This window comes from Marinobacter sp. LM1 (genome assembly GCF_042763285.1).
Lineage (GTDB): Bacteria > Pseudomonadota > Gammaproteobacteria > Pseudomonadales > Oleiphilaceae > Marinobacter > Marinobacter nauticus.
On sequence record NZ_CP114373.1, the window covers coordinates 2471228 to 2488359 of the forward strand.

Consider the following 17132-nt stretch of genomic DNA (forward strand, 5'->3'; position numbering starts at 1 on the left):
CTAGCCCCGGCAGATCAGCGTTTAACGCTTTTCTGCCGGGTCTTCTTGATCCGACGGCCTTTCTTCAGGTCGTTGTCCTTCTTGACCTTTTGCCGAGGCGTCAGACGGTCGACCTTGGTTGCAAAGGGGTTCTCGCCTGACTTGAATTCAAACCGTATCGGCGCGCCCACGACTTTCAGCACCTTTCTGAAGGTGTTTTCAAGGTAACGCTTGTAAGCACCGGGTAGTGAATCCACCTGATTACCATGCACCACCACAACCGGCGGGTTGGAGCCACCCTGGTGAGCGTATCGCAGCTTGATGCGGCGACCATGAACCATCGGCGGCTGGTGTTGAGCAACGGCATCCTGGAGGATTGCAGTCAACCGGTTGGTTGGCCACTTTGACATCGCGGATTCATAGGAGGCCTGGACCGACTCATACATGGTTCCGACGCCCGTGCCGTGCAGTGCCGAGATATAATACTTGCCCGCATAATCCAGGAAATCCAGGCGCCTGGCCACCTGCTCTTTTACCCGGTCACGGTCTTCCGGATCCATGCCATCCCATTTGTTGATGGCGATCACCAGTGAGCGGCCCGCATCCAGTACAAACCCGATCAGGTGCAGATCCTGGTCTACCAGCCCCTCCCGGGCATCGATTACCAGAATCACGACATGGGCATCATCAATCGCCTGCAGTGTCTTGATAATGGAGAACTTCTCCACCGCCTCGCGAACATTTTTTCGGCGACGAACCCCGGCAGTGTCAATCAAGGTATACTCATGGCCCTGGCGCTCATAGGGAATGTAAACGCTGTCGCGAGTAGTACCCGGCATGTCGTACACCACCACCCGATCTTCACCGAGCATGCGGTTAACCAGGGTAGACTTGCCCACATTCGGCCGCCCCACCACACCAATCCGGATACCCGGGTAACGATCCGCCCGGTCCTGGTCTTCCGGATTTTCCGGTTCCGGCAGCAGCGCTTCCAGCAAAGACAGGATGCCGCGGTTATGGGCCGCCGCAATCAGAAACGTGGACTCGAACCCCAGACTGTAGAAGTCCGCTGCCGCCACGTCCGGATCCTGGCCATCGGTCTTGTTAACCACCAGATGAGCCTGTTTGCCCGATTTGCGCAGATAATCCGCGATCATTTCATCGCCCGCGGTCAGTCCTGCCCGACCGTCCACAAGAAACAGGACAATGTCCGCTTCTTCTACCGCCTGCATTGACTGGCGAGCCATTTCGGCGTCAATACCGGCTTCGTCACCGGTAAGGCCGCCCGTATCGATAACGATGAATTTCTGGCCTTCGTAGTTGCCCTCACCGTATTTTCGGTCCCGGGTCAGCCCGGGGAAGTCCGCTACGAGAGCATCCCTTGAGCGGGTCATCTGGTTAAACAACGTTGACTTACCAACGTTGGGGCGGCCTACAAGGGCGATAACTGGGGTCATATTGATCTGCTATTCAAGAAACCAGAAACCCGGCACACAGGCTAAAGCCTGGGCCGGGCATAAACTTGTCGGGGCGTACTCAGTCGTCCTGTTCAATTCTCAGGAGGGCCATCTTTCCACCATTTCCATAAACCAGCAGGTTACCATCTTCGATCACCTGAACTGGTACGCGGATACCGTCACTATCAAACTCACGCTGGCCCTGCAGACTGCCATCGGAGGTCGACAGCACATGCAGGTAGCCTTCAAAGTCGCCTACCACGAGGTAATCACCGGAAACAGCCGGTCGGGTCAGTTGGCGCCAGGACAGGCTGACCTGAACCCAAAGCTCTCGTCGGTCGCTGCCACGGAGCGCTACGATATCGCCATTGGCGGAGGACAGAAAGATATTGCCGTTACCAATCGCGGGCGAGTAGAAGCTTGATGCCCGACGGCTCCAGATTTCCTGCCCGGAACGAATATCCACCAGCGCCAGCTTACCCTGATAACCGACGACCATAATGGCCGAATCCAGAACCAGCGGCTGGCCGCCGATATCCACCAGGCGTTCCAGTTCGGTACGACCCTGGGGCTGACCGACCTCATACTGCCACACTGGCTGCCCGTCCGAGGCGGTGAGTGCAATGACACGACCGTTGGCAAACGAGGAGATCACAATGTCGCCGCCCACCAACGGTGCAGCTGCGGTTCGCACGGTCAGCACCGGTACTTGAGCCTCGTATTGCCAGCGGCGCTCTCCCGTTGCTGCGTCGTGGGCAATCACACGGCCATCGGTGGTTTGCACAACCACGAGGTTACCGTTGGATTGAGGCGAAGCCAGAACCTCGGTGGGCAGAGGTACCCGCCAGGCCTCGGTACCGTCCTCCGATGACAGAGCCACCAGCTCGGCATCCCGGGTGACCATATAGAGGTGCCGGGCATCAGCGCCCGGGCCGGCAAAGAACTGCTCATCGTAGTCTTTCTGCCAGATAACCTCGCCGTCCGCCGGCCTGACCGTCGCAACAACCCCGTCAGCGGAAGCCGCGTAAATCAGGTCGCCAGCGTAGAGAGGCGCAATCTGAAGCAGCTGATCGTCGTGGCCATCACCAACGGACATGCTCCATACTGTGTCCAGATCAATGGTTTCGCTGATTTCAGGCACAGGAGCGGGTTGCTCAAAGGTGTCTGTACTGCTGCACCCGGCGATTCCGACCAACAGACCACAGAAAACCGAGCCAAGCCCGAATTTGAGCGTGCGCTCGACAAACATCAAGCGCCCTCCCCGACACCGAGGTCTGACAGTTTCAGTTCAAGAATGCCGCTGCGGCCCTGCTGGCTCTGCTCTCGTGCCGCCAGATACGCCTCACGTGCACCGTCCCGGTCGCCCTTGGCCAACAGAACATCGCCTTTCAACTCGGAGAAGATGGCCGCGAAGGCATCGGCGTTCGTCGCATTGTCCAGGGTGGCAAGCGCGGCATCGTGTTCGCCAGCGGCAAACTGGGCCCGCGCCAGACGATTACGAATCACCAGCTCCAGAGCCGGGTGACCGGCCGCTTTTTCCAGCGCCCAGTTCAGTGTTTCAACAGCGGCCACGGGATCCTCACCCTCAACCATTTGCTGCCGTGCCAGAACCAGGTTGCCATAGATGGCGTAGGCGCTGTCGCCGTGTTCGTCTCTCAGTGTCTCCGCCACAAAACCCACAGTGTCGGCCGACTCATCATCTGCGGAGGAGAACGCGTTCAGCAGGTTGGCAAACTGATTAGCGGCTTCGGCGCGTTGTTGCGCCTGATGGTTCTGCCAGGCCTGCCATCCAAAGACGATGGCCAGAGCCGCACCAATACCGATGAGCAGCGAGCTTCCGTTATTTTTCCACCAGTCCTTGATTGCCTGGACCTGTTCTTCTTCGGTGCGCAACTCCGCCATGAAAACTCCTGTTATTCGTTAAACTGCCTGTTTATATAGACTCTGCTTACAACAAACCGGCAAGCACAGCTGCCAGGTCTGCCTGAGCAACTTCCTGCTGGGGCTGATCGTCACGTAACGGCTTGAGCCCCGCCGTGGCCTGAGCGATTTCGTTTTCACCCAGAATCACCGCAAAGCGTGCGCCACTGCGGTCTGCCTTTTTCATCTGACTCTTGAAGCTGCCGCCACCGCAGTGTGAGACGACAATCCGGCCCGGCAATTCATTTCGTAGCGTTTCTGCCAACGCCATCGCCGGGGCTACCGCCTGGTCCCCCATGGCTGTAACGTAAACATCGGCTTGATTGTTCACATGTTCGGGGACCAGTTCCAGGGTTTCCAGTAACAGAATCAGTCGCTCCAGCCCCATGGCGAAGCCCACCGCTACGGTGGGTTTACCTCCAAGTTGCTCCACCAGACCATCGTAACGGCCACCGGCACAGATCGTACCCTGGGCACCCAGACTGTCGGTAATCCACTCGAACACGGTTTTGCCGTAATAGTCCAACCCGCGCACCAGGGCCGGGTTTAACGTGTAGGCAACGCCCGCCGCATCCAGCATCGCTTTCAGTTGCTCGAAATGCTGGCGAGACTCATCGTCCAGATAATCATCCAGGCTCGGTGCGCCCTGTAGAATTTCCCGCGTGGCTGGATCCTTGCTGTCCAGTATCCGCAAAGGGTTGGTGGTTAACCGGCGCTTGCTGTCATCGTCGAGCTTACCCTGATATTGCTCCAGATAAGCAACCAGGGCCTGACGGTAGACTTTCCGGGAGTCGCTGGTACCGATGGAGTTGATCTCGAGTCTGGCATGGTCGGACAACCCCAGGGCGCTCCACAGGCGCGCCGTCAGGATCAACAGCTCGGCATCAATGTCAGGGCCGGCCATACCGAAGCATTCAACACCAATCTGATGAAACTGGCGGTAACGGCCTTTCTGTGGCCGCTCATGCCGGAACATCGGACCGGTGTACCAAAGCCGCCGGGTCTGATTAAAGAGCAGCCCATGCTCTTCCGCTGCACGCACGCACCCGGCCGTACCTTCGGGCCGCAGAGTAAGGCTATCGCCGTTGCGGTCTTCAAAGGTATACATCTCTTTTTCAACGATGTCAGTGACTTCACCGATCGATCGTTTGAACAACTCGGTATGTTCGACCACGGGCATACGGATTTCCTGATAGCCGTATTGTCCGAGAACCTGTCGAACGGTGGATTCAACGTACTGCCAGACCGGTGTCTGGTCCGGGAGAATATCGTTCATCCCCCGAATTGCCTGAATCTTTGCCAAAATAATATCCTGATAGGTTTCTGAAATCGGTTCTGATCAGTCTGAGGACTTGGCGATGACCGCGCTGTCCTGGTCCTGACGCCGTGAGACTTCCTCGCGAATCAGGCGTTCAAGGTCGTCCACCAGCGTTGCGTTGTCCAGCTTCTGGTTTGGCTTTCCGGCCATATAGAACAGGTTTTTCGGTGTGCCACCGGTCAGACCGATATCCGCTACCTTTGCCTCACCCGGACCGTTAACAATACAGCCAATAATGGCTACATCCATTGAGGTGTTCACATCCTCAAGCCGGGCCTCCAGATCATTCATGGTCTGGATAACATCAAAGTTCTGACGGGAGCAACTTGGACAGGCTATAAAGTTAATGCCGCGGCTGCGTAACCGGAGACTTTTGAGAATGTCGAAGCCGACTTTGATTTCCTGAACAGGGTCGGCGGCAAGGGAAACCCGAATGGTGTCACCAATGCCGTCCATCAACAGCATACCCAGGCCAATGGAAGACTTGACCGTACCAGAGCGGAATCCACCGGCCTCAGTGATACCCAGGTGCAGCGGTTGCTCAATCTGGGAGGCGATAAGGCGGTAGGCCGCGACGGTCATGAACACTTCCGAAGCTTTCAGGCTGACCTTGAAGTCCTGGAAATCGTGCTTGTCCAGGATATCGATGTGGCGCATCGCCGATTCTACCAGCGCTTCCGGCGTGGGCTCCCCGTATTTGCGTTGCAGCGCTTTCTCCAGCGAACCCGCGTTTACCCCGATCCTGATCGGAATGTTGCGGTCCCGGGCGGCACTGATCACCGCGCTGACCCGGTCGTCCCGGCCAATGTTACCGGGATTGATGCGCAGGCAGTCCACACCAAGCTCTGCAACTCGGAGCGCTATCTTGTAGTCAAAATGGATATCGGCCACCAACGGTAACGAGACCTGCTGGCGAATCTTGCCAAAGGCCTCAGCCGCCTCCATGGACGGAACCGACACCCGCACGATATCCGCTCCGGCCTCCTGGATAGCCTTTATCTGTGTGACTGTTGCGTCTACGTCGCAGGTATTGGTATTGGTCATGCTCTGCACCGCAATGGGCGCATCGCCGCCAACGGGAACATTACCTACCATGATCTGACGGGATTTACGTCTTTTGATCGGAGACTCTTGTTTCATGGGATTCAACCAGAAATCTTTGGGAAGAAAATTCTGCTCAGGGCTCGAGCGTAAACTCTGACCGATTGTTTACGACGCGAAAATTACCAAGATCCATCGGTTCGCCCTGAAATTCCAGGGACTCCACCGCGCTCATGGCGCCCACCACAACTCTGAGCGGTGGCTGCCCGCTCACGTCCAGGGCATCGCCCTCTCGGCGTAACGCGCTGGCCAACCGATTGCCCGCACCATCTGTGACCTGAATCCAGCAGTCGTCACTGAACGTCATGGCCAACCTCACGGTTTCAACCGGGGCCTCCATCACTTCAGACTCAGTCAGAGCGGGATCCGGGGATTGCGCAACAACGGGCGGCTGTTCCACCGAAGGCTGCTCTGACAGCAACTCTTCCTGGCCGAGGCCTCCACTGGCGGTCGGTTCGCTCAGAGCTTCAGTATCCGTCACGGCGCCGTTCTCTGTTTCAACGTTTCCGACTGAACCGGTGCCGGAATCCATCTGTTCCGGTTCGGCCGGCTGTTCAGCCTCTTCGATAACGGAGGGCGCATCTTCCGGTCTAGCACTGGCATCGCTAACGGCCTCGCCACTCCGTGCTTCCAGAGACTCCGAGATACCGTCGGCATTACTTTGAACCGGCTCCGACACCGGTTTTACGAGATAGCTATACGCCAGAAAGCCAACTACCCCGAGGAATGCCAGCAACACAACCAGTTTGGCAATCTGCCGCTTTCGTTTTTTCTTGCGCTCGATATCAACCAGAGGATTGGACTGGTGCTCCTGCTCCCGCTGCTGACGCAGGGGCTCAAGTTCCGAGTCGAGCGCTGCAATCAGGGCGTCTGCATTCAGTTGCACCTGGCGGGCATAGGTTCGAACATACCCTTTGAGAAACAACTCGGTATCAACCTTGCTGTAATCACCTTCCTCAATGGACTGGATTACCGAAGGGCGCAGGTGTTGCTGATCTGCAATGTCTGAAACGCTGAGCCCGAGCTTCTCCCGGGCGCGCCTTAGCTGCTGGCCAACCGAGGCCTCGGAAGCTGGCTGTGACTGCTCCTCACCGGTCATTGGCAATCAGTACCTTATATTGTTGATATTCGACAGATTCCGGATACTCGTTTCTGAGCAATAGTGCCAGGCTGGCTTCCTGATCCCTGTCCTGGAAATGCCGGGCAATCCGGATACCGGTATACAGACTCTCCGGTGAATGCGTCAACCGGGTATTGCGCTGTATCATGGTCTGAAGACGGCTGTAGTATCGAGAGGCCTGAGAAAAGTTATCCTGCTCAACCAGCACCCGAGAGAGGGACAACAGGGTGCGGGCTTCGCCCCGCGTAAGCTCCACGGCACGCCGATAGGCAGATTCGGCCGATTCCAGCGAACCAAGCCGTTCTTCTGTCAGCCCGAGGTTATAAAAAACGGCTCCCCGGTCTTTGTACTCCGTATCACGTGAGGCTATCCGGAACTGGTCCCGGGCCTCCTCAAACCGTTTGAGGCTATACAGGAAAGCACCGTAATACACTCTTCCGCGGGTATAGTCTCCATCTGAGGCAATGGCATCCCGGAAGCTTTTTTCCGCCAGGCTTTCCTCACCCTCCGCGCTCAACACCAGGCCCCGGGCAGCAAGTGCCGGTGCGCTTCGGTTGTCGATTTCTAACGCCCGCTCCAGGTGGTCACGGGCACGATCCAGATTCCCCTGACCAATGTAGGCAGTCGCCAGTTGAACGTAATTGTTGAGGGCTTTCTGTCGGTCGGCTTCACGGCTGAACCGGCTGTCGGTGGTGGTGACACAGCCCGATAACATGACCCCGATAACCAGAACCACAGCGGAAACGAGTTTCACGGTAACGTCCTTTGCCATCAACAAACACCTTCTCCTGTTGTCTTACCCGCCGGTTATCAGGGGTTGACCTGTTGTACTGCGATATAACGCTGGCTTCTGCGCGTGCGGTCTTCGACCCGCCCTACCAACTGGCCGCAAGCGGCATCGATGTCGTCGCCGCGGGTGGTACGGATCGTCGTGACATAACCAGCCTCGTTGAGTACGGTCTGGAATCTCCGGGTTGCGTTCATGCTTGGCCGGCGGAAATCACTTTCCGGGAACGGGTTGAACGGAATCAGGTTGATCTTGCACGGTAGCCCTTTCAGCAAAACAACCAACTCCCGGGCGTGTTCGGGTTGATCATTCACGCCTTCAATCACCGTGTACTCAATCGTGGCTTTGCGCTTGTCCGGCAGCCGCGAAAGGTAGCGCCGGGTCGCGGCCAGCAGTTCGGCAATCGGGTATTTCTTGTTCAGAGGAACCAGTTGGTTCCTCAATTCATCATTAGGTGCGTGGAGTGAGATGGCCAGTGAAACATCGGTAACTTCACCGAGACGATCCAATGCAGGCACCACACCCGACGTACTGAGCGTTACCCGACGCTTTGAAATGCCGTAAGCCAGATCCTCCATCATGAGATTCATGGCATCGACCACGTTCTCAAAATTCAGCAGTGGCTCGCCCATACCCATCATCACCACGTTGGTAATAGGACGGTCGTTGGGATCGAACGGCATGAAAGCCCGTCGTGCAACCCATACCTGGCCAATGATCTCGGCGGCAGTCAGGTTGCGGTTAAAACCACGCTTGCCGGTGGAGCAGAAGGTACAGTCCAGGCTGCAACCGATTTGCGAAGACACGCAGAGAGTTCCACGCTCACCATCCGGAATCAGGACGGTTTCAACGCTGTTGCCGTTGTCCATACGCATGACCCATTTCCGGGTGCCGTCTTTTGATGTCTCATCATAGACGACCTCAGGGCCACGAATCTCGGCAACCTCCTTGAGCTGTTCGCGCAGCGACTTGCTCATATTGGTCATTTGATCGAAGTCATCAACTCCGCGCTGATGCATCCACTGGAGAACCTGCTGGGCACGGAAACGCTTTTCCCCCAGGGTTTCAAAAAACGCCTCCAGTTTTGCCTTGGGCATTCCCAGAAGATTGACTTTTTCGGCGGCGCCCGTCATCACATAACCTCGATCAGATAACCAATTCAGGGGCACCCTGCCGGGCACCCCTGAAACAACAACCTCAGCCGCGCGGGCAGATTTCGTTGTCGTTGAAGAAATAAGCCACTTCACGCTCAGCGGAGGCAGCAGAGTCAGAACCATGGACAGCGTTGGCGTCGATGGAGGAAGCAAAATCCGCACGAATGGTGCCAGCTTCCGCTTCTTTAGGGTTGGTAGCACCCATCAGCTCACGATTCTTCAGGATGGCGCCCTCGCCTTCCAGCACCTGAACCACAACCGGGCCAGAGGTCATGAATGCAACCAGATCATTAAAGAACGGGCGCTCTTTGTGCTCGGCGTAAAAGCCCTCAGCCTGCTCCTGAGTAAGGTGCATCATCTTGGCAGCAACGATTTTCAAGTCCGCCTTCTCGAAACGGCTGTAGATTTCGCCGATCACGTTCTTGGCGACTGCGTCGGGCTTGATAATGGAGAGCGTGCGCTCGTTTGCCATGGTATTTCTCCAGTTAGTTCAGGGTTGAAAATTCAGAGGTGGGATTATACGCAGTCAGGGTGCAACTGCCTACCGCACCGAGCGAAGTCGCTCCACAACTTCAACAATCTGGGAACAGGCAAATGCAACCTCCTCTTCGGTGGTGAACCTGCCAAAGGAGAACCTGAGCGCCCGGTGAGCCAGCTCATCGCTGACGCCTATTCCTCGCAATACATAAGAAGGCTCGACCGTTGCTGAAGCGCAGGCGGAGCCCGAGGACACCGCAAGGTTGCGAAGGCCGAGCATCAACGACTCGGCTTCAACACCCTCAAACGACAGATTGACAATACCTGGCACACGATGTTCCCGACTGCCATTAAAGTGAACTCCGTCAAGCCCCTCAAGCCCGTCCAGGAACGCCGCGCGCATCTGTTCCAGTTTACTTATTTCGGCATCAAGCCCGGTACGTGCCAGCTCGAAGGCCCGCCCCATGCCCACGATCTGATGCGTGGCCAGTGTGCCCGATCGCATGCCGCGCTCATGTCCGCCGCCATGCATCTGTGCTGCAATGCGAACCTCCGACGCTCGCCGGACATACAGCGCCCCTACGCCTTTCGGGCCATAAACCTTGTGAGCCGAAAGAGAGAGCAAATCCACCTCAAGATCCGCAACATCCACTGGCAGCTTGCCGGCGGCCTGGGCGGCATCAACATGAAACAGCACGCCACGCTTTCTCAAGCACCGGCCGATTGCGCGGATGTCGGTCAGCGACCCAAGCTCATTGTTGACCATCATCAGGCTGACCAGGGCGGTGTTATCCCGAAGCGCGGATTCGACGGCCTCAACGGAGGCCCTGCCATCGACTTCCGGCTCCAGCCAGGTAACCTCAATGCCCTGCTGCTCCAGCCACTTGCAGGTATCAATGACAGCCTTGTGCTCAATGCGGGATGTCACGATATGGGGATTATCGCGTAGCTCCGCCACACCCTTGATGGCAAGATTGTCAGATTCCGTGGCTCCGGAAGTCCAGACAATCTCCCGGGGGTCTGCGTGGATCAGATCCGCCACCTGTCGACGAGCATTTTCAACGGCGGCTTCGGCCTGCCAGCCATAACCATGAGAACGGGAAGCCGGATTGCCAAACACCCCATCCAGGGTCAGGTACTTCATCATGTCTTCAGCAACGGCGGGATCAACGGGCGTCGTCGCCGCATAGTCCAGATAGACGGGCTTTTTCATAGGCAAAAGAGGTCGGGTTATCAGGCCGTGGCCTGGTCAGTCAGTCTTTGGGTATTGATAGCGTCGGCACTTTCATCAGACTGCTTGCGGTTCTGACGATCAGCCACTTGCCGGATTTCGTGTTTGCGCATCAGATCCCCGAGACTGATTTCACTCAGGAATTGATGAATCTGGTCACTGAGATCAGACCAGAGATGGTGGGTAAGGCATTTCTCGCCGTTCTGGCAGTCACCTTTGTTACCGCAACGCGTAGTATCAAGGGACTCACTCACAGCGTCGACCACTTCGGCCACGAAAACCTCATCTGCGGAGCGGCTCAGGCGATAACCGCCACCGGGGCCACGCACACTTACCACCAATTTCTGCCTGCGCAGTCGAGAGAACAGCTGCTCCAGGTAAGAAAGGGAAATTTCCTGTCGGGCTGAAATATCCGCCAGACTCACCGGCCCCTGCCCTGCATGCAGCGCAAGATCCAGCATTGCCGTAACGGCATAGCGGCCTTTCGTGGTCAGTTTCATAACCTCAGCCCCAATGATGGGATTGAATCTCGATTCACTGGAGCGAGTATGAATTGACCAACTAAAACAGTCAAGTATTCAGCCACGCTCCCGCTCATCAGACTCATCGCGAACGCAGTCGAAATCCTCATCATGCAAGGGAGGCAGCTCGCCATTCTGATACTCGGCGTTCACCTTGCGAAGCGCCTTGCACATATTCTCAATCCGATCATCCACCGCATGCATGTGGTCCAGCAATGCCCTGACCGATCTAGCGACCGGGTCCGGCATTTCCTCGGTTACGCCGTAGGCGTCGAAGCCCATACGCTCCTCCATCTCCTTGCGGCGCACGTCGTCTTCACCTTTGCGTTTGACGATGACCCTGCCCGGTATGCCTACCACGGTTGCCCCAGGCGGAACCGCCTTGGTCACCACAGAGTTGGAGCCGATCTTCGCACCCTCACCCACCTCAAATGGCCCGAGAATCTTTGCGCCGGCACCCACTACCACACCATTACCGATCGTTGGATGCCGCTTGCCCTTGTTCCAGCTGGTGCCGCCAAGCGTCACACCCTGGTATAGCGTGACATCGTCTCCAATCACCGTGGTTTCACCAATCACCACACCCATGCCATGATCAATAAAGAAGCGGCGACCAATGGTTGCGCCAGGATGAATCTCGATACCGGTAAACCATCTCGCCAGCGTAGAAATCGTCCGCGCAAGCCACTTCAGCCCCATGCTCCACAGCCAGTGGGAGAAGCGATGAAACAACAGCGCGTGCAATCCCGGGTAGTTGGTCAACACCTCAAAGGTGTTCCTCGCCGCCGGATCCCGGTGAAATACGCTTTTTACATCTTCCCGTAAACGCTCAAACATGACGTTATTCCTGCCCCTCATCCACGGCGCCAGCCGCTGTCGTTTTCCTGCCCACCCCTTCGCGGGCACCGGCGGCCTTCTGAACCGATGTCAGAATACCCCGGAGAATATTGATTTCCATCTGGTCCAGCTTTGCCCGCTGAAACAACCGGCGCAACCGTGTCATCAACTGCCTGGGGTTCTCCCGGCGATGAAAATCCACATCCTGCAATACCTGTTCAAGGTGCCCGAAAAACCCCTCTACATCATTCACCGTTGCGGGCGGTACATCCCAGCCGCGATCCCCGGGTTGAACCATGGACTCAAGGTAGGGACTGCTTTCCACCTCTTCAAGCCCACGAAGATAATGCATCCTCAATTCATAACAAACCACCTGCACCGCCATTGCCAGATTCAGTGAGCTGTAGTCCGGGTTCGAGGGAATATGGATGTGATAATGGCAGCGCTGAAGCTCTTCATTGGACAACCCATTGCTCTCACGCCCGAACACCAGGGCGACAGGACCACGAGCACTGTTTTCCGCCGCGGTGACGGCAGCCTGGGGCGGGGAAATAACGGGCCAGGGGACCTTCCGCCCGCGTGCGCTGGTACCCATCACCAGGACACAGTCTGACAACGCCTCATCAAGACTGGAAACTACCTGAGCCCGATCCAGCACATCCGACGCCGATGAAGCCCGGGCATAGGAGGCTTCGTCCGGAAACGACTTTGGATTCACCAGCCAGAGATTTCCAAGCCCCATGTTTTTCATGGCGCGGGCGACGGCGCCGATATTGCCCGAGTGGGTAGTTTCCACCAGGACGATGCGAACCTGATCATGGTAGGTATCAGTGCTTTCCACCGGCAGCGAGGGCTTGTTCATGGTCATCGGGCCTGTTACTTCAAGAAAAGTGATAAAAGAGCGGCATGATACCAGAATTACCGGCCAACCCGCTCTCCGGAAATGCCGCAACCCCGTGGTATCCGTGCTTTTGCTAAGCCAAAAAACGTACAAGGCGGGGCAGTTTTTGCTATCATGGCCGGCCTTCACACACCCGGATAATGAACACTCAGATGCAACCAGCAATTAAAATGGCCCTGCGCGTTGCCCGCCAGGGATCTGACTACCTGAAAGCCCATTTCGAGCGCCAGGAGCCTAACGGTAAGGATGAGTCCGAACGCCACCGGCAACTGGAGCGAGTGGAGCAGTCCATTTACGACAACTTCACCGAACAACTGGAAAAGGCCTACAAGGATCATGTGATCGCGCCTCTGGGCGAGTCCGACGCCGGCAACCACGAAAAAAGCTGGCACATATTCCCGGTTCTCGGCCGCGACAATTTTGTGCGAGGCATTCCCGAATTTGTTCTTGCCCTGGCCCAGAAAAAGAACAATCGCACCGAAAACCTGCTGCTGGTTAACCCGATTACCGGCGAAGAGTACTCCGCCAGCCGAGGCCACGGCGCTGTCCTGAACAGCCGCCGCGTGCGCACATCCGAAGTAAAAGTGCCCGCCAAGGCAGCACTGGCCACCAACCTCCTCGACCAGGCCCGCCAGGGCGATGACCCGATGATCTGGGGCGAGATGGCAGCCGGCCTGGCTCGCGACACCGCCATGTTCCGCACCTCGGGCTGCGTCACACTGGATATCGCGCGAGTGTCTGCTGGCCTGCTGGATGCGGCCGTGATCTTCCGACCACAGGCAGCAGATTTTGATCTGGGCGTAACACTGGCCATGGAGTCTGGCGCCCTGACCGGCGACTTCTCCGGCAACCCCGCGGTTGGAGCCGCCAGACAACTGGTCGTCGCCAATCCAAAGCTGTTCCGGGAACTGCTCAAAACGCTGCACCCCTTCCGGGGTCGACTGCCGCGTTAAGAAAAGCCGAACCGCAAAAAAACCGCCACTCCTCACGGATGGCGGTTTTTTTGTGGCCTGGAAAAGACCCGGAGCTTACATCCGGTTCAACCACTCCGGCGGCTGCTCCTCTTCTTCCTCACCGGTACCCTCTTTCGCGGGAACCATCAGATCTTCGCGGGTCACGCCCATCACCATCAACATATTCGCGGACACGTAGATGGACGAATAGGTACCGACAACAACACCGATAATCAGGGCAAGCGCAAAGTTATTGATCGCTTCGCCACCCAGGAAATACAGCGCCAGCAATACAACCAGCGTGGTACCAGAAGTATTAATGGTTCGGGTAATGGTCTCGTGGATCGACTGGTTGATAATGTCCCAGGCCTCACCTACGCGCATTTTCCGGAAGTTCTCCCGAATCCGGTCAGCAACAACGATGGTATCGTTCAGGGAATACCCGATAACCGCCAGCAACGCCGCCAGCACCGTCAGGTCGAAGGTCCACTGAAACAGCGCGAACACCCCCAGAACAATGATGACGTCGTGCGCCAGAGGAATCACCGAGGCGATACCAAACTTGAACTGGAAGCGCATACCCACATAGATCAGTACCACCGCGAGGGCGATCAGCAGCCCCAGTCCACTGTCTTCTTTGAGCTCTTCGCCCACCTGAGAACCGACAAATTCAGAGCTGACCAACTCAAGGTCAGCTCCGTCCGCCGCCAGCACGCCGGCCACTTCCAGCGCCAGTTCGTCATTCCCGGCCTCTGCCATCCGGATCAGTACCGTGGTATCGGCTCCGAAATTCTGAACCGCAAACTGCTCGTACCCCGCCTCGGTAAGGGTGTTTCTGATTCCGTCCAGGCTAGGAGCTTCAGCGTATTCGAGCTCCACCGAGGTTCCCCCGGTAAAGTCCATACCCAGATTCAGGCCACGCACCCCCAACAGCGCAATGGAGGCCACCACCAAAACAATAGAAAGTACGGAAGCTATCTTCCGCAAGCCCATGAAATCAAACGGCTGCTTTTCCATATCAGGCATTTTCAAGCTTCCCCCCGATGGACAATTTCTCGACCCTGCGACCGCCATAAACCAGATTCACTATGCCGCGGCTCACCATCAGGCCCGAGAACATGGAAGTGAGAATACCGATACACAGGGTAACTGCGAAGCCCTTCACCGGTCCGGAGCCCATGGCAAACAGAATGACGGCAACCAGAAGGGTTGTGATATTGGCATCGAAAATCGACACAAAGGCGCGACCATAACCGGCATTAATGGCGCTTTGTGGCGGCACCCCCGCCTTCAGCTCTTCCTTGATACGTTCAAAGATCAGAACGTTCGCATCAACGGCCATACCCACCGTAAGAACGATACCCGCGATACCCGGCAACGTCAGCGTGGCAGATAGGATTGACATGCATGCAACCAGCAACATCAGGTTAAGCGTCAGCGCAACATTGGCCACCAATCCGAAGCCGCGGTAGAACACCAGCATGTAAAGCAACACCAGCCCGAAGCCGAGCATCACCGACATCATCCCGGCATCGATATTCTTCTGCCCCAGGCTTGGCCCGATGGTGCGCTCCTGCACAAAGTACATGGGCGCAGCCAGAGCACCGGCCCTCAGCAGCAGTGCGAGCTCAGCCGCTTCGGGGATGGAATCCAGACCAGTAATCCGGAAACTGCTCCCCAGCGCTGACTGCACTGTCGCCAGGCTGATAATGCCTTTTTCCACGACCCGGTTTTCAGTTTCAACGATTTCTCCGTTAACTTCCCGGGTCTCGGTTTCGGTGCGGTATTCAATGAACAACACTGCCATACGGCGGCCGATGCTATTGCGTGTCGCCCGATTCATCAGGTCACCACCAACGGAGTCCATGGTGATATTGACCTGCGGCTGGCCATTCTCATCGAACGCCTGCTGGGCATTGGCAACGTTGTTACCAGTGGCAATCACATCCCGCTCAAGACGAGCGGTACGCTGTGGATTATCCCGGAAAGGAAACTGTTCGGTCTCGGCGGAAGGCGCATCCTGCCGAGCTTCCATCCGGAATTCCAGGTTAGCCGTCGCGCCAAGTACACGCTTGGCCTGAGCGGTATCCTGCACACCTGGCAGCTCTACAATAATGCGATCTGCCCCCTGACGCTGAACCAGCGGCTCGGCCACGCCCAGTTCATTCACCCGGTTGCGGATGGTGGTCAGGTTCTGTTCAAGAGCGTATTCCTGGATGTTCCGAACTTCTGCTTCGGACAGTGTCAGCGTCAGCAGAAACTCTTCACCTTCTGTTGTCTCATCCAACAGGAACTCGTTGTACTGATCGCGAACCAGCTCAAACGCCTCGCTACGTGCAGCTTCGTCACGGAAGCTCAGTACAATGCGGGCCTGATCCTCAATGTCGCCACCGCGGTAGCGGATGCGCTCTTCCCTCAGCTCTCGCTTGATCTGACCAGACAACGCTTCCAGACGCTGATTCAAAGCCGTTTCCATATCCACCTCCAACAGGAAGTGAACACCACCACGTAAATCCAGCCCCAGTTTCATTGGGCCTGCTCCAAGGCTACGCAGCCAGCCCGGCGTTGACGGCGCCATATTCAGGGCCACCAGGTATTCGTTGCCAAGAGCCGCCTGAACAGCGGGGCGTGCCCGCAGCTGGTCATCGGAGCTGGTGAGGCGGATCAGCGCGTCACGCTCTTCCAGCAGGCTTGATTTTACTTCGATACCTTCCTGCTCAAGCTTGGCAAGGGCGCGATCAAGCACTCGCTGCTCAACTTCAGTGCTGCCACGGGCGCCGGTGATCTGGATAGCGTAATCGTCAGGGAAAAAGTTCGGTAAGGCGTAGATAAAACCAATCACCAGTGCAAACACGATGACCAGGTTTTTCCAGAGAGGATACTTGTTCAGCATGAGAATCCTTCGAGCCGGCAGACGTGCCGGTCTTGGTGTTTCAGCCAGTCAGAAAATGAACAGGCGCATCTTGGATGCGCCTGGAAACCAGCTCAGATGTCCTTGAGAGTGCCTTTCGGCAGAGCCGCAGCAACGGCAACTTTCTGAACCTTCATTTCAACGTTATCTGCCACTTCCAGAACAATGAAGTCGTCGGTTACTTTGGTAATCTTGCCAGCGACGCCACCAGAGGTAACCACTTCATCACCCTTGTTAAGGCCGGACATCAGCGCCTTGTGCTCTTTTGCACGCTTGGACTGCGGACGCCAGATCAGGAAATAGAAAATCAGGATGAAGCCGGCGAAAAAGATGATCTGACCCATCACGCTCATTCCCTGGGCACCCGCTTCCTGAGCCGAGGCCAGAGCAGGCATCAGAGACAGCAGGCCAGCGATGAGCAATTTGACTGATTTCATTCAGGTTCTCCGTTTATTGACAGATTTA

General features: G+C 56.7%; 17 protein-coding genes. 1 reads left to right on the forward strand and 16 read right to left on the reverse strand.

Annotated elements, in window-relative coordinates; all coding sequences use genetic code 11:
* Positions 1-14: 14 nt before the first annotated feature.
* The 13 genes from der to trmJ all read right to left on the reverse strand — a co-directional run bounded on the left by der (position 15) and on the right by trmJ (position 12764).
* A complete protein-coding gene (der, locus tag OZ656_RS11595; protein ID WP_183577928.1) occupies positions 15-1436 on the reverse strand; it encodes a ribosome biogenesis GTPase Der in 1422 nt (473 codons plus the stop codon).
* Positions 1437-1515: 79 nt separating this feature from the next.
* Entirely contained in the window at positions 1516-2685 is a 1170-nt protein-coding gene (gene bamB / locus OZ656_RS11600; protein WP_379944512.1) for an outer membrane protein assembly factor BamB, read from the reverse strand.
* A complete protein-coding gene (locus OZ656_RS11605) occupies positions 2685-3338 on the reverse strand; it encodes a YfgM family protein (protein ID WP_379944513.1) in 654 nt (217 codons plus the stop codon). The genes bamB and OZ656_RS11605 overlap by 1 nt, the downstream gene beginning before the upstream one ends.
* 46 nt (positions 3339-3384) lie before the next feature.
* Positions 3385-4662: a histidine--tRNA ligase gene (gene hisS, locus OZ656_RS11610; RefSeq protein ID WP_379945213.1), complete on the reverse strand. Its 1278-nt coding sequence runs from the start codon at positions 4660-4662 to the stop codon at positions 3385-3387.
* 33 nt (positions 4663-4695) lie between these two features.
* Positions 4696-5814 carry a flavodoxin-dependent (E)-4-hydroxy-3-methylbut-2-enyl-diphosphate synthase gene (ispG, locus tag OZ656_RS11615; protein ID WP_222448180.1) on the reverse strand — a complete coding sequence of 373 codons (1119 nt, stop codon included), beginning with the start codon at positions 5812-5814 and terminating at the stop codon, positions 4696-4698.
* A gap of 37 nt (positions 5815-5851) precedes the next feature.
* Positions 5852-6874, reverse strand: coding sequence for a RodZ domain-containing protein (locus OZ656_RS11620; RefSeq protein ID WP_379944514.1), 1023 nt, complete (start codon positions 6872-6874; stop codon positions 5852-5854).
* A complete protein-coding gene (gene pilW, locus OZ656_RS11625; RefSeq protein WP_272999211.1) occupies positions 6864-7667 on the reverse strand; it encodes a type IV pilus biogenesis/stability protein PilW in 804 nt (267 codons plus the stop codon). The genes OZ656_RS11620 and pilW overlap by 11 nt, the downstream gene beginning before the upstream one ends.
* A 38-nt stretch (positions 7668-7705) precedes the next feature.
* On the reverse strand, positions 7706-8815 hold the full coding sequence (gene rlmN / locus OZ656_RS11630; protein WP_011784633.1) for a 23S rRNA (adenine(2503)-C(2))-methyltransferase RlmN: 1110 nt from the start codon (positions 8813-8815) through the stop codon (positions 7706-7708).
* 64 nt (positions 8816-8879) lie between these two features.
* Positions 8880-9308, reverse strand: a complete 429-nt coding sequence (gene ndk / locus OZ656_RS11635; protein WP_011784632.1) for a nucleoside-diphosphate kinase — start codon at positions 9306-9308, stop codon at positions 8880-8882.
* Between the two features lie 69 nt (positions 9309-9377).
* The gene (locus OZ656_RS11640; protein WP_278350896.1) at positions 9378-10526 is read right to left on the reverse strand and encodes an IscS subfamily cysteine desulfurase; all 1149 of its coding nucleotides are present in this window, start codon (positions 10524-10526) and stop codon (positions 9378-9380) included.
* Between the two features lie 20 nt (positions 10527-10546).
* The gene (gene iscR / locus OZ656_RS11645) at positions 10547-11044 is read right to left on the reverse strand and encodes a Fe-S cluster assembly transcriptional regulator IscR (RefSeq protein WP_011784630.1); all 498 of its coding nucleotides are present in this window, start codon (positions 11042-11044) and stop codon (positions 10547-10549) included.
* 78 nt (positions 11045-11122) lie between these two features.
* Positions 11123-11902, reverse strand: coding sequence for a serine O-acetyltransferase (gene cysE / locus OZ656_RS11650; protein WP_014421741.1), 780 nt, complete (start codon positions 11900-11902; stop codon positions 11123-11125).
* Positions 11903-11906: 4 nt separating this feature from the next.
* Entirely contained in the window at positions 11907-12764 is an 858-nt protein-coding gene (gene trmJ / locus OZ656_RS11655; RefSeq protein ID WP_278350895.1) for a tRNA (cytosine(32)/uridine(32)-2'-O)-methyltransferase TrmJ, read from the reverse strand.
* Positions 12765-12955: 191 nt separating this feature from the next.
* Between trmJ and OZ656_RS11660 the strand changes: the two genes are divergently transcribed.
* Entirely contained in the window at positions 12956-13756 is an 801-nt protein-coding gene (locus OZ656_RS11660) for an inositol monophosphatase family protein (protein WP_278350894.1), read from the forward strand.
* Between the two features lie 75 nt (positions 13757-13831).
* On the opposite strand, the gene secF is transcribed toward OZ656_RS11660, so the two are convergent.
* The 3 genes from secF to yajC form a co-directional block, all read right to left on the reverse strand.
* Entirely contained in the window at positions 13832-14782 is a 951-nt protein-coding gene (gene secF / locus OZ656_RS11665; protein WP_041654775.1) for a protein translocase subunit SecF, read from the reverse strand.
* Positions 14775-16649 carry a protein translocase subunit SecD gene (gene secD, locus OZ656_RS11670; protein ID WP_014421744.1) on the reverse strand — a complete coding sequence of 625 codons (1875 nt, stop codon included), beginning with the start codon at positions 16647-16649 and terminating at the stop codon, positions 14775-14777. Before secD ends, secF begins: the two co-directional genes overlap by 8 nt.
* A 92-nt stretch (positions 16650-16741) precedes the next feature.
* The gene (gene yajC / locus OZ656_RS11675) at positions 16742-17104 is read right to left on the reverse strand and encodes a preprotein translocase subunit YajC (RefSeq protein ID WP_011784624.1); all 363 of its coding nucleotides are present in this window, start codon (positions 17102-17104) and stop codon (positions 16742-16744) included.
* Between the last annotated feature and the right edge of the window lie 28 nt (positions 17105-17132).